Annotated in this window: 11 protein-coding genes; 3 read left to right on the plus strand and 8 right to left on the minus strand. The window is 68.7% G+C overall.

Annotated features, from left to right (window positions below):
• Positions 1-153: 153 nt before the first annotated feature.
• On the plus strand, positions 154-1,182 hold the full coding sequence (locus tag F5X71_RS33445) for an AraC family transcriptional regulator (RefSeq protein ID WP_167465565.1): 1,029 nt from the start codon (positions 154-156) through the stop codon (positions 1,180-1,182).
• A gap of 42 nt (positions 1,183-1,224) precedes the next feature.
• Here the strand turns inward: F5X71_RS33445 and F5X71_RS33450 are convergent, their stop codons facing one another.
• From F5X71_RS33450 to F5X71_RS33475, 6 genes are all read right to left on the minus strand, one after another.
• A complete protein-coding gene (locus F5X71_RS33450; protein WP_167465566.1) occupies positions 1,225-1,533 on the minus strand; it encodes a DUF3349 domain-containing protein in 309 nt (102 codons plus the stop codon).
• A 13-nt stretch (positions 1,534-1,546) separates the two neighbouring features.
• On the minus strand, positions 1,547-1,882 hold the full coding sequence (locus F5X71_RS33455) for a DUF3349 domain-containing protein (protein ID WP_167465567.1): 336 nt from the start codon (positions 1,880-1,882) through the stop codon (positions 1,547-1,549).
• A gap of 10 nt (positions 1,883-1,892) precedes the next feature.
• Positions 1,893-2,177, minus strand: coding sequence for a hypothetical protein (locus F5X71_RS33460; protein WP_167465568.1), 285 nt, complete (start codon positions 2,175-2,177; stop codon positions 1,893-1,895).
• Positions 2,178-2,188: 11 nt separating this feature from the next.
• On the minus strand, positions 2,189-3,535 hold the full coding sequence (locus F5X71_RS33465) for an inorganic phosphate transporter (protein WP_167465569.1): 1,347 nt from the start codon (positions 3,533-3,535) through the stop codon (positions 2,189-2,191).
• A 113-nt stretch (positions 3,536-3,648) separates the two neighbouring features.
• Positions 3,649-4,884, minus strand: a complete 1,236-nt coding sequence (locus F5X71_RS33470; protein WP_167466938.1) for a lipase family protein — start codon at positions 4,882-4,884, stop codon at positions 3,649-3,651.
• 194 nt (positions 4,885-5,078) lie between these two features.
• Positions 5,079-6,590, minus strand: a complete 1,512-nt coding sequence (locus F5X71_RS33475; RefSeq protein WP_167465570.1) for an ATP-dependent DNA ligase — start codon at positions 6,588-6,590, stop codon at positions 5,079-5,081.
• A gap of 93 nt (positions 6,591-6,683) precedes the next feature.
• Between F5X71_RS33475 and ramB the strand changes: the two genes are divergently transcribed.
• A complete protein-coding gene (gene ramB / locus F5X71_RS33480; RefSeq protein ID WP_167465571.1) occupies positions 6,684-8,090 on the plus strand; it encodes an acetate metabolism transcriptional regulator RamB in 1,407 nt (468 codons plus the stop codon).
• A gap of 64 nt (positions 8,091-8,154) precedes the next feature.
• Here the strand turns inward: ramB and F5X71_RS33485 are convergent, their stop codons facing one another.
• Positions 8,155-9,399, minus strand: coding sequence for an MFS transporter (locus F5X71_RS33485; RefSeq protein ID WP_167465572.1), 1,245 nt, complete (start codon positions 9,397-9,399; stop codon positions 8,155-8,157).
• A 75-nt stretch (positions 9,400-9,474) separates the two neighbouring features.
• Between F5X71_RS33485 and F5X71_RS33490 the strand changes: the two genes are divergently transcribed.
• Positions 9,475-10,503 (plus strand): TetR/AcrR family transcriptional regulator, encoded by a 1,029-nt coding sequence (locus tag F5X71_RS33490; RefSeq protein ID WP_238815603.1) that lies wholly within the window; start codon positions 9,475-9,477, stop codon positions 10,501-10,503.
• A gap of 19 nt (positions 10,504-10,522) precedes the next feature.
• On the opposite strand, the gene F5X71_RS33495 is transcribed toward F5X71_RS33490, so the two are convergent.
• Positions 10,523-12,349: an acyl-CoA dehydrogenase gene (locus F5X71_RS33495; protein ID WP_167465573.1), complete on the minus strand. Its 1,827-nt coding sequence runs from the start codon at positions 12,347-12,349 to the stop codon at positions 10,523-10,525.
• Positions 12,350-12,710 lie beyond the last annotated feature (361 nt).

A 12,710-nucleotide genomic window follows, 5' to 3' on the forward strand; every position in this document is an offset into this window, starting at 1 on the left:
CCTGCTATTACTGACCCTCTCGCGCATTTCTCCCGGTGAGATGCTCTTCAGTGGCCCAGACGATGACGCCGAACGACTTGTCCACGGGAGCGCCGCTGGATATTCTGCGAACCCATTCGGAAGCAAGGCTCGGCGGCGGCGAGAGGACCAGCGATGGCGATCATGGGACGTGCGGCCGGCTTACGCGGATACCGCGAACTGGTGGACGAACTCGGCGGCGACGGCGCGGCCCTGCTGCGCCGCTTCGGCATCGCGCCGGAGGCGCCGGACTCCGACGACGCGATCCTGACCACCGAATCCATGGGGTGGGCGCTCGAGGTCGCCGCCACCGAATTGGCCTGCCCCGACTTCGGTTTACGCCTGGCCACGCGACAGGATCTGAGCCTGCTCGGCCCGCTCGCGGTCGCCGTGCTCAACGCCGCCACCGTCGGCGGCGCGCTGGCCTGCCTGCAGCGGTATCTGTTCATCCAGCACGCCGGGCTCACGATCGAACTCGGCCCGGATCCGGCCAAGCAGCGTGGCGTACTCGCTCTGCACTATCGGGACCTGGCCGAGGCGAGCTCGTTCAGTCAAGGCATCGACCACGGCGCCGGGCTGCTGCACCGGTATATCGACCGGGCCGTCGGCGGCGAATACGGCCTGCGCACCGTGCACCTACCGCACGCGCAGCGGGCACCGCTGGCGCGCTACCTCGAATTCTTCGGTGCCGACGTGCGATTCGACATGCAGACCACGCTGTTTCGCTTCCCTGCCGATCTGCTCGTGCGCCCCCTGGTCGACCCCGATCCGATGCTGCACAAGCTCGCGATGGACTACCTCGACCGCAACTACGCCGGGCTCGAGCGGACCATGACCGCCCGGGTCCGACTGGCCGTCGACCGCGCGCTGCTCGAGTCGAGCGCCGACATCAGCACCGTCGCGGACATGCTGACCATCGGCGAACGCAGCCTGCAGCGCGCATTGGCCGCGGAGGGAACGACATTCACCGCGGTGCTCGACACCGCCCGCCGCGACGCGACCTACCGCCTGCTGTGCGAGACCGACCTGCCCATGGGCCGCATCACCGCGCTGGTCGGGCTCCGCGAGCAGTCCGCGCTGACCCGCGTCGTGCGCCGCTGGTACGGCACCACACCGCAGCGGATCAGGGCCGAGGCCCGCGAACGAGTACGCCCGACCCGCTGAGGCGCCGGACCCGCGGCGAAACAGAGTGGGCGACAGTCGATGTCAGCGATCCTCGAACGAGGACGCGGACCCGTCCTGCGGCCAGGCATGCGCGGCGAGCCGCGTCTGCACCCGCGCTACGTCGGTCTCCGAGGGCATCTCGTTGGTGACCTTCGTGATCATCACCTGGATGTCGGTCTTGTCCGCCGGGAAATCCCCCGACCCGGCCAGTTCGGCGGCGATCTGGCGGACCTCGTCGTCGGAGAGGCGGCGGCGGAGCAGGGCGAGCAGCGGGATGTAGTCCGATTCCGGGACACCGTCCGGATATCCGGCCCGCAGCCAGTCGATGATGGCGTTCAGGAAGGGTGGCATGAACGCTGCTCGCTCAGTCCGAGTCGGAGGGCGGGTCGGCCAGCGGCCAGCCGCCCGCCGCGAGATGGGACGCGACGCGCGCCACATCGCGGTCGTCGGGCTGTTCCTTCGCGACGCGCGCGATGGCGTCCTCGATCTCCTCGTGCGTGATCTCGCTGTCGGGGTTCGTCGCGGCCAACTCCTCGGCGATCGCGACCACCTCGAAATCGGTGAGATGCCGGTGCAATACGGCGAACAGCGCAACGTAGTCGGAGTGCGGAATCCCCTGCGGGTAGCCGGCGCGCAGCCAGCCGATGACCCGGCCGAGCAGGTTGGGGCGAAGTTCCGCGGATTTGGCTTGATCGGTCACGTTCCGCCCTTCAGGACTGTCCGAACAGGTGAATGCCGAACCTGGCGGCGATGAAAGCCTTTGCCGTGTAGAGGATCCCGGTGATGATCGCCGCGATGATCAGTCCGAAACACCCTAGTGCAATCGCGAGGGCGGGGTAATTGCGTTGGGTCACACGGCCATCGGCGCTTACCGTCTCGGCCGCCGACCAGAACCGTACCCCGACCGCGAACACCAGCGGCAGTCCCGCACCGAGCACCAGCCCGGCCAGCATGACCTTCCACAGCGAGTTCAGGTTCGTGATGAGCGTATGCACGTCTGTCCCTCCTAGACCTGCGCCGAGCGGTTGGGCGTACCCGGCTCGGCAGGCTGCCCGTCCAGGGCCTGCGGCCGCGGCGCACGATCGGCTTCGGCCACCTCCACCGTTTCCGGCACGACGGTGGGTGTGACGACGGCAGCGGCGGCGGGTGCGACGGGGGCGACGACGGCAGGCCCTTCCGGCTTCGCAATACCCTCGAGATCGGTTGTCTCGCCCGGCGTGTCACCCGGCCACTCGTTGACGTTGGTGGTGTCCACCGGATTCCGGCGCGAGCGCAGATAGATCAGCCCGGACAGGCCGAGCAGGATCGCGAACACCACGAGCACACCGGGCAGCCCGCCGATGAAGTGCGCGATCGCCCAGCACAGCGCGCCCGCGACACCGGCGAGCGGCAGCGTGAGCAGCCACGCGACCACCATGCGGCCCATCACGCCCCAGCGCACCTCGGCGCCCTTGCCGAGGCCGGTGCCCAGGATCGAGCCGGTCGCGGTCTGCGTGGTCGACAGCGGCAGCCCGAAATGGGCCGAGCTGAGAATGATGGCCGCCGACGCGGTTTCGGCCGCCAGCCCCTGCGGGGCCTCGATCTCCACCAGGCCCTTGCCGAGCGTGCGGATGATCCGCCAGCCGCCGAGGTAGGTGCCCAGCGCGATGGCGACCGCACACGCGGCCATCACCCACAGCGGCATCTCGTCGTTCTCGGTGAGCGTGCCGTGCGCGACCAACGCGAGAAAGATCACGCCCATCGTCTTCTGCGCGTCGTTGGTGCCGTGCGCCAGCGAGACCAGCGAGGCGGAGCCGATCTGTCCCCAGCGGAAGCCCGAATCCACCTTGCGGGGATCGGCCTGCTTGGTGATCCGGTAGACCAGCCAGGTGCCGAGGGCCGACACCAGCGCCGCGACGATCGGGGCGAGCACGGCCGGAAGAATGATCTTGGTCAGCACGCCGTCCGAACCCGCCGCCCAGATCACACCGCTCCAGCCGAGGGCCGCGAGGGTGGCGCCGATCAGACCGCCGAACAGGGCGTGCGATGAGCTCGACGGCAGGCCGAACAGCCAGGTGAGCAGGTTCCAGAGAATGCCGCCGACCAGCCCGGCGAACACGATGATGAGCAGGTCGTGGCCTTGCACCGCATCGAGCCGGACGATGCCCTTGGCCACGGTGGCGGCGACCGCCACCGACAGGAAGGCACCGACCAGGTTGAGCACCGCCGACAACGCGACCGCGACGCGTGGCCGCAGAGCGCCGGTGGCGATCGAGGTCGCCATGGCATTCGCGGTGTCGTGAAAGCCGTTGGTGAAATCGAATGCGAGTGCTGTGACGATGACGATCAGAAGAACCAGTAATTCGACGGTCACGCCTCTAGTGTGCGGCACGGGTCAATAGGATTGCCAGGTGGTTGCGGTTAACCGCGCGGCGGCCGTGCGTTAAGTTGGTCCCTGTCCTCTATCGGCTCGGATTCCCCCGTACATCAGCCGAATCGGGTGCACCCCGGCGCCACGGGCTTGCCCGCGAGACGATCCTCGATCCAGGCATATGCACCAGGGATGCCGCTGGTGCTGACGATGAAATGTTCACCGAGATATACCTGGAAATCCACCTGTGTGCCGCCGCCGCACCACTCGCGATAGAGGTTCTCGGCACCGGCCAGCGGCACCCACCATTCGTTCCCGCCGTGATACAGGAAGACGGGGATGGCAGGCGCCATGGCGCCGAGCCGGTTCTGCGCCAGGATCTCGCGAACGAACGGCACCTCGGTCGGCGCGGGCACATCGGTGAGCGCCTGCACCGGGATCGGCGCGACCACCCCGGCGAACTCCTCGGCGGCCATGCAGAAGTCCTTGCCCACCCGCGCGAGGCGCCAGCCGTTGTCGTTCATCAGGTCGAGCATTTCCGGATACTCGCGCGCCAGGCCGAGCGTGGCGGCGAGGAAGATCCCCGAGGCCGCGTCACGCCCGTTCATGGTGTGCACCAGCATCTCGTAGTCGGCGGGCACCCCGCCGACCGCGACACCGACGAGCTCGAGCTCCGGCGCGTACCGCGGCGCCAGCTGCGCGGCCCAGGCCGAGGCGATGGCGCCGCCGGAGTAGCCGGTGATCGCGGTCGGCGCGGCCGGCTCCAGGCCGAGCTCGGGCGTGCGCACCACGGCACGGATGGCATCGAGCACCGCGTGCCCGGCCATCAGACCCGCCGCGTACGCCTGCCGCGGTCCCTGATGATCTGGCACCAACACCGCGAAACCCTTGGCCAGCGGGATCTGTGCCATCCACAACTTGCTCGACACCATCCGCAGTTCATAGGACGGCGCACACTGATGCCCGAGCGAGTCGATCGCCGGATTGATGGTGACCAGCGGCCGCGGGCCGGGGCCGGTCCACGGCGTCGTCGGCATCAGCAGGGTGGCGACCACCGGCACCGGCTGATCTTTCGCGTCGTTGGAGCGGATCAGCAGCTCGGTGGAGGTCAGCGGGACACCGGTGACGCCGGTGCCGCCCGGACGGGACGCGAGAACCGTTCCCGGCGCCAGGGATTCGAACCCGGCAGGCGGAACGTAGAACGGATCGCCCAGCGGCGTCGGCAGGACATCGGCGATGTCCCTGGACGGAAAGAGCAGCTCATCGATCGGATTCGCGTGCGCGAGGGTGCCGAGCACCGCGCTCACCGCCACCACAACGGCCAGCACCAACGCGCGCAGCCGCCACACCATCGAACCCACGTGTCATCCCCGATCCCGAAGCAGCGTCCCGCCGAACCCACTGCATTCTGGCGCGCACCCGTGCCCCCTGAGGAGCCCCCGGTTGCAGTGGCAGCGCCATCCTCGCACCGCGCACGCGGCGCTGTGCGCCGAATCGCCGAAGCCGCGGCGCAGGGCGAGTGCCGCGGTCGGCGCCGGTCCGCGGGTCAGGGCAGCAGGGCGCGCACGGTGTCGATGGTGTCGGCCTCGGCGGCCTCCTTGTCGGGGCGATAGCGCACGACTCTGGCGAAACGCAGCGCCACACCGCCGTCGTAGCGGGTACTGACCTGCACCCCGTCCAGGGCGATCTCGACGACCAGTTCGGGGTACAGGTAGACGGTGTGCTCGTCGCGGGCGCGCTCATGACGCGGGAATTCCGCTGTCTGCCAGTGCAACAGCGCGTCGGTGAGCCCCTTGAAGGTCTTGCCGACCATCACCGGTTCGCCGGTACGCGGATCGCGCGCCCCCAGGTGCAGATTCGACAGGTAACCGGTGCGGCGGCCGTAACCCCATTCCGCGCCGAGCACCAGCAGGTCCAGCGTGTGCGTCGGCTTGATCTTCTGCCAGGCGCGACCCCGCCTGCCCGCCGCGTACGGCGCGGCGAGCGACTTGATCATCACGCCCTCGTGCCCCGCGGCGAGCGCGCCGTCGAAGTACTCCGCGGCCGCCTCCGCGTCCGGCGCGAGCAACGCGGGAATGCTGTGCTCGCCCGCCACGCTCGTGAGCGCGGCCCGCCGCTCGGACAGCGGCGCGTCGAGCAGGTCCCGCCCGTCCAGGTGCAGGCAGTCGAAGAAGTACGGGTGCAGCAGCAGTTCCCTGGTCGAGCTCACCTCGGCGAAGCGGCTCATCGTCTCCTGGAACGGGCGTGGTCGGCCCGCGTCGTCGAGGGCCAGGGTTTCCCCGTCCAGCACCACGCTGGTGCAGTCGAGTCCCGCGACCAGTTCCACCAATTCCGGCACCCCGGCCGTGATGTCGCGCAGCGTCCTGGTGAACACCCACACCCGATCGCCCGCGCGATGCACCTGGATGCGGGCGCCGTCCATCTTGATCTCGGCGCTCACCGCACCGTCGAATTCGGCGAGCGCCTCGTCGAGCGAGGCGCCGGGCGAGGCCAGCATCGGTTGGATCGGCCGCCCCACCTCCAGCCGGAACTCGGCGAGCGCCGCGACCCCGCCGGTCAACGCGGCGAGCGCGGTCACCGGGAGCCGCCCCGAGAGCATGTAGGCCCGGCGCACCAGCTCGACCGGCACCTGCGCGGCCACCGCGACCGCCTCGCCGACGATCGCGGTGAGCGCGCCCTGCCGCAGTTCACCGGTCAGCAGCCGCAGCAGAAACGCCTGCTCCTGCTCGGTCGCCGCGCCCCACAGCGCCACGAGCAGTTCCTTGCGCCGCGCCGACGAGCCGGCACCCGAGGTCTCGGCCACCTCGCTCAGAGCCGCGTCTACGGCCGAAACCGTCAGCGTCGCAACGGGAGCCGGGGGCGTATCCAGCCCGGCGAGGGTGCGCCAGCCGGTGCCGATGCGGCCCTGGCGCAGCTCGCCCGAGACCCACGCCACCACGGGGGCGAGTTCCTCGGGTCCGGCGGCGCTCAGCAATTCGGCGAAGGCCGCGATCTTCGTTTTCCGCGACCGGGTCGCGCGGACCGTCGCCGAAGCCTGGACGACATGGGAGAACAGCACCCGACGACGGTAGCGTCTCGCTGTGACACATCGCTCAGCTCTACTGCTAATTCCCCATTGGCACGGTTGCGAAAACGATCATAAACTGGACGAATGGCCAAGACTTACGTCGGGGCGCGGCTACGCCAGTTGCGCACCGAACGGGGGTTGAGCCAGGTCTCGCTCGCACAGAAGCTGGAGATCTCGGCCAGCTACCTCAACCAGATCGAGCACGATGTGCGCCCGCTCACGGTAGCGGTGCTGCTGCGGATCAGTGAGGTGTTCGGGGTAGACGCGACATTCTTCTCCTCCCAGGACGACACCCGGCTGATCGCCGAGCTCCAGGAGGTCGTGATGGACCAGGAGCTGGGCATCGAGGCCGACACCCAGGAGATCGCCGAGATGGTGTCGGCCCATCCCAGCATGGCGCGCGCACTGGTCAACATGCACAACCGCTACCGCAACACCTCCGCCCAGCTGGCCGCCGCGACCGAGGATCGCTTCGCCGACGGCTCGGGCAGCGCGACGATCAGCAAGCCGCATGAGGAGGTGCGCGACTACTTCTATCAGCGGCAGAACTACATCCACGAATTGGACACCGCCGCAGAGGAACTCACTGCCCGCATCCGCTTCCACGGCGGCGACGTGAGCAGCGAGGTCGCCCGCATCCTGCGCTCGCACGACGTGCGCATCGTCGAGCGGATCGACCTCGGCGATGGCGTGCTGCACCGCTACGACGAACAGACCCAGCGGCTCGAGATCGCACCGCACCTGTCCGGCGGACAGCGCACCTTCAAGCTGGCCGCCGAGCTCGCCTACTTCGAATGCGGTGAGCTGCTCGAAAAGCTGGTCGAGGAAGGCAATTTCGCCTCCGAGGACACCAGGAAGCTGGCCATGCTCGGGTTGGCGAACTACTTCGCCGCGGCAACCGTGTTGCCGTACACGCACTTTCACGAGGTCGCCGAGGACTTCCGGTACGACATCGAGCGGCTCTCGGCGTTCTTCAGCCAGAGCTACGAGACCATCTGCCACCGGCTCTCGACGCTGCAGCGCCCGAAGCTGCGCGGGGTGCCGTTCTCCTTCGTCCGGGTCGACCGGGCGGGCAACATGTCGAAACGCCAGTCCGCGACCGGTTTCCACTTCTCCGCCAGCGGCGGCACCTGTCCGCTCTGGAACGTCTACGAGACCTTCGCCTACCCGGGCAAGATCATGACCCAGATCGCGCAGATGCCCGACGGACGCAAATATCTCTGGGTGGCCCGCACGGTGGAGCGCCGCGCCACCCGATACGGGCAGCCGAGCAAGACCTTCGCCATCGGCCTCGGCTGCGAACTGCGCCATGCGGGCCGGGTGATCTACGCCGACGGCATCGATCTCGACGAGGTCCAGCCAACGCCCATCGGCGCGGGCTGCCGCGTCTGCGATCGCACCAACTGTCCACAGCGCGCCTTCCCGCCGCTCGGCAAGGTGCTCGACATCAGCGAGCACCGCAGCTCGGTCTCGCCCTACGTGCTGAAGTAACGACCACGAACGACAAGGCCGACACCGCCGGATCGCGGTGTCGGCCTTGATGTCTCGCCGATACTCAGGCCAGGGCGGGCGCCTTCGACCCGGTTCGGCGTTGCAGCGCGAGGCCGAGCACCGTCATGCCGAGCGCCGCGACCAGGAGCCCGGCCAGCGTCCAGGCCAGGGCCGCGAAACCGTGCGGCGCGGCGGCAGCGGCGACCAGCGGGCCCACCGTGGCGCCGACGTAGAAGCTGAACATCGCGACAGACATCGCGGCGGCCCGTGATTCGCCGCCCAATTCCCCCGCGCTCTGCAAAACGGCGGGGGCGATCACGCCGAGACCGCCGACCATGACGGCGAGCAGCACGGTCAGCACGGCGAGGTGGCTGCCCTCGAAGGTGGCCGCGACCATCGCCGCGGCGGCGACCAGCACGCCGAGCACGATCTGGCTGTGCTTGGACAGCCGCGCCAGCGGCACCGCGAGCAACGGCAGCAACAGCATCACCGGCAGGGCGCCCGCACGCAGGGCGAGCAGCTCGCCGGAACCAGTGACCACGCCGGTCAGTTCGAGACCGGTGTAGATGCCGACCATCACCGCCATGCTCATCGCACCCGCCACCAGCATCGGCACCAGGGGCAGCAGCCGGAACACCGCGGGGATCGCGGCATAGCTGTGCCGCAGCGGCAGTTCCCGCCCGGTCGGCGCGTCATCGAGCATCAGCTTGCGCAGCGCGACCGCGAGCACGGCGAAAAGGATTGCGGAGGCGAGGAATACGGTGCGCCACGGGAACGAGGCGACCACCGCCTGCGAGACGATTTGCGCGACCACCGTCGCGGCCAGGAACGAGGTGGCGATGGACATCGTCACCACGGCGCGATGCGCGGGCGTGATGCGGGTGGCGACGTAGGCCATGATCGCGGGCGGAATCGAGCCGACGACCAGCCCCTGCACGACGCGCAGCGCGACCGCCACCGGGGCACTGAAGGCCAGGCCGGTCAACAGCGTGACCACCGCGGCGACCAGCATGCCGGTCATCAGCACCTTGCGATGGCCGTAGCGATCCGAGAGCGGACCGAAGAGTACGAACCCGCCCGCGTAGCCGAAGGCGAACGCGCTGATGATCCAGGTCATCACGCCCGAGCCGACGTTCCAGTCCGCTTTCATGGCGGTGAACAGGGGAATCGGGACATACATCTGTCCGGTGGCGAGCAAAGCGGACAACACGAAAACAGGCAGGGTGCGCGCCGTGTGGGTGCGCGGCGCAGCGCTGAGGGTGGGCGCGGTGGCCGGGGCACCGGCCGGGAGGAGGGTCTGCGTTGCCATGTGGACGACAGTAGGTCCGCGGTCGGCACACTGTCAACCAAATAGTTGGTTTAATGGGCTGGTAAAGTCGAACCCATGACGGCAACGATGAAGCGCAGCGACGCGACCAAGCAGGCGCTGCTGCGTGCCGCCCGAAACGAATTCGCCGCATACGGCCTGGCCGGGGCGCGCGTCGACCGCATCGCGGAGGCGGCGGGGGTGAACAAGGAACGGATCTACGGCCTGTTCGGCAGCAAGGACAAGCTGTTCGACGTCATCCTGATCGACACCATGCGGGAATTCATGGATGTGGTCCAGCCGTTGACCGAGACCGACCCGGGCCGCTACGTCGCGAAGCTGTTCGACTATCACAACAACAACCCGCAGCTGCTGCGCCTGCTGCTGTGGGAGGGGCTGCACCGCGGCGTGGACGCGCACGACATCGATGGGTGGCGCGCGCAGAACTACGAGCGGAAATTCGCCAGGGCCATCGACCAATTCGGCGTCGACGCCCGATTCGCCGGGCACCTGCTGCTCGCGCTCTGCGGCATGTCCAACTGGAGTCTCGCGGTCCCGCAGACCACCAGGCTGCTGCTCGGCGCCGCCGCCGAGGACAAGGACGCGACCCGCGAGTTCATGCAGGAGTTCGCCCGCGCGGCGATGCGCAACTTCCCCCGCGACTACCAGCGTCGCGAGCCCGCCGGCGCACTCGATGCCGAGCCGGTCAACGGGTTGACTACCGAGTCTGCGCACCGATCCGCCACCGCGCAGGCCCGAGCCACCGCAACCGATCCCGAGACCCCGCTCCAACCAGGGATCTCGCTCCAACCCGAGGCCGCGCTCGGTCCCGAGGCCGCAGTCGGTCCCGAGCCCGCAGTCAGCCCCGAGGCCGCTGTCGACCTCGAGACCTCGCTCGATCCCGAGGCACCGCTCGATCCCGATACCGCGGTCGATCGGGCCGCGCGGCGCCTGCGCGAGGCGCAGGCCGCGGCCGAGGCCGCCCGTGCCGAACTGGCCGAGGCCCTGCGCGACGCGCACGCGACGGGCGCGAGCGCCAACCAGCTCGCCCGCCGGGTATCGGGCACGCTCTCGCGTCCCGTGGTGCTGAAGCTGCTCGCCGACTGAGCGCCGGACCGGCGGCGGCCTAGAAGGCCGCCTCGTCCAGCTTCATGATGTCGTTGTCGATCGCCGCGATGATCGCCTTGTTCGCGGTGAGCTGCGGGAGCACGTTCTTGGCGAAAAAGCTTGCCGCACCGATCTTTCCGGTATAGAACGGCCGATCCTTCGGCGCCGCCTCCGCGGCGAGCGCGGCGGCCGCGATCTCGGCCTGCACCAGTAGCCGCCAGCCGATGAGCAGGTCGCCGACCGAGAGCAGGAAGCGCACCGAGCCGAGGCCGACCTTGTACAGCTCGGCCGGATCCTGCTGTCCCGCCATCAGATAGCCGGTGAGGGTGGCCGCCATCGCCTGCACGTCCGCCAAAGCCGTACGCAGCAGCTCGCGTTCGGTCTCGAAGCGCCCGCTCTTGGTGTCGAGGAAGGCCTCGATCTGACCGGTGACGTGCCCGATCGCCACGCCCTTGTCCCGAATGATCTTGCGGAAGAAGAAGTCCTGCGCCTGGATGGCGGTGGTGCCCTCGTACAGCGAGTCGATCTTCGCGTCCCGGATGTACTGCTCGATCGGGTAGTCCTGCAGATATCCCGAGCCGCCGAAGGTCTGCAGCGACTCGGTCAGGTACTGGTAGGCCCGTTCCGAGCCGACACCCTTGACGATCGGCAGCAGCAGATCGTCGACCCGATGCGCCAATTCGGCGTCCGCACCCGAAACCAGCTGTGCCACATCAGCATCCTGATGTGCCGCGGTGTACAGGTAGACCGCGCGCAGGCCTTCCGCGTAGGCCTTCTGCAAGGCCAGCGAGCGGCGCACGTCCGGGTGGTGGGTGATGGTCACGCGCGGCGCGGCCTTGTCGGTCATCTGGGTCAGGTCGGCGCCCTGGACCCGCTCCTTGGCGTAGTCGAGCGCGTTCAGGTAACCGGTCGACAGCGTGCCGGAGGACTTGATGCCGACCATCATGCGGGCGTTCTCGATCACCTGGAACATCTGCGCGATGCCGTTGTGCACGTCGCCGACCAGCCAGCCGACCGCGGGCACGTCGCCGCCGAAGGTCAGCTCACAGGTGGGCGAGGACTTCAGGCCCATCTTGTGCTCGACATTGGTCGCGAACACGCCGTTGCGATCGCCGAGCTCGAGCGTCTCGGGGTCGAACAGGAACTTGGGCACGTAGAACAGCGACAGACCCTTGGTGCCGGGACCGGCCCCTTCGGGCCGCGCCAAGACCAGATGGAAGACGTTCTCGGCGGTGTCGCCGACATCGCCGCCGGAGATGAACCGCTTGACGCCCTCGATGTGCCAGGTGCCGTCGGGCTGCTCGATCGCCTTGGTGCGGCCCGCACCGACATCGGAGCCCGCGTCCGGCTCGGTGAGCACCATGGTGCCCTGCCAGCCCCGCTCGTAGCCCGCGGTGGCCCAGTGCCGCTGCTGCTCGGTGCCGACGTTGTAGAGCACCGAGGCCATCACCGGACCCATGTTGAAGAAGCTCGCCGACGGGTTGGCGCAGTTGATCATCTCCTGCACCGCCCAGACCACCGCGGCGGGCGCGGGCGTGCCGCCCATGCCCTCGGGCAGCCCGAGCCTGCTCCAGTCCGCCTCGTGCACGGCCGTGATGGTCTTGCGCAACGCGTCGGGCACCGAGATGGAGTGGGTGGCCGGGTCGAAGACCACCGGATCGCGATCGGCGGCCGCGAACGATTCCGCGATCGGGCCCTCGGCCAGCCGCTTCACCTCGGCGAGGATCTCGCGCACGGTCTCGGAGTCCAGATCACCGTAAGCACCGGTGTCGAGGAGCTTGTCCAGCCCGAACACCTCGAACAGGTTGAACTCGATGTCTCGCACGTTCGCCTTGTAGTGACCCACGACGGTCCTCCCGGGTTCGGCCGTTCTGACGTTGTACAAACGCAGCGTGCCCCACCGCGGTCACGCTACGCAACCGTAAGCATGGGCCGCCCGCGCCGAGTTCACCAGGTGGTAACCACCAAGGGTTCACACGGACGAAACAGACGAAACGGACTCGTCATCGAGAGATATTCCGCCGCAACAACTTCTGTCTAACGTTCGGACCACGAAGACCCCCGCCGCCCGCGGCCGGTCCACCGCGCTGACCGGGGCAAAGACGGGATGAATTCGCCGCGGCGCACTGCGCGCCGCGAGTTCTGCCTGATGAAGTGAGAAGGGTCCGCCCCATGTCAGATTTCCGTGCCATCCCTCGACTCCGCTC

This window comes from Nocardia brasiliensis (assembly GCF_011801125.1).
Lineage (GTDB): Bacteria > Actinomycetota > Actinomycetes > Mycobacteriales > Mycobacteriaceae > Nocardia > Nocardia brasiliensis_C.

Excerpts from the sequence above, each read along its gene's own strand:
- F5X71_RS33485 (WP_167465572.1), bottom strand. The coding sequence starts at position 9,399 with ATGGCAACGCAGACCCTCCTCCCGGCCGGTGCCCCGGCCACCGCGCCC.
- ramB (WP_167465571.1), top strand. The coding sequence starts at position 6,684 with ATGGCCAAGACTTACGTCGGGGCGCGGCTACGCCAGTTGCGCACCGAA.
- F5X71_RS33445 (WP_167465565.1), top strand. The coding sequence starts at position 154 with ATGGCGATCATGGGACGTGCGGCCGGCTTACGCGGATACCGCGAACTG.
- F5X71_RS33450 (WP_167465566.1), bottom strand. The coding sequence starts at position 1,533 with ATGCCACCCTTCCTGAACGCCATCATCGACTGGCTGCGGGCCGGATAT.
- F5X71_RS33490 (WP_238815603.1), top strand. The coding sequence starts at position 9,475 with ATGACGGCAACGATGAAGCGCAGCGACGCGACCAAGCAGGCGCTGCTG.
- F5X71_RS33470 (WP_167466938.1), bottom strand. The coding sequence starts at position 4,884 with ATGGTGTGGCGGCTGCGCGCGTTGGTGCTGGCCGTTGTGGTGGCGGTG.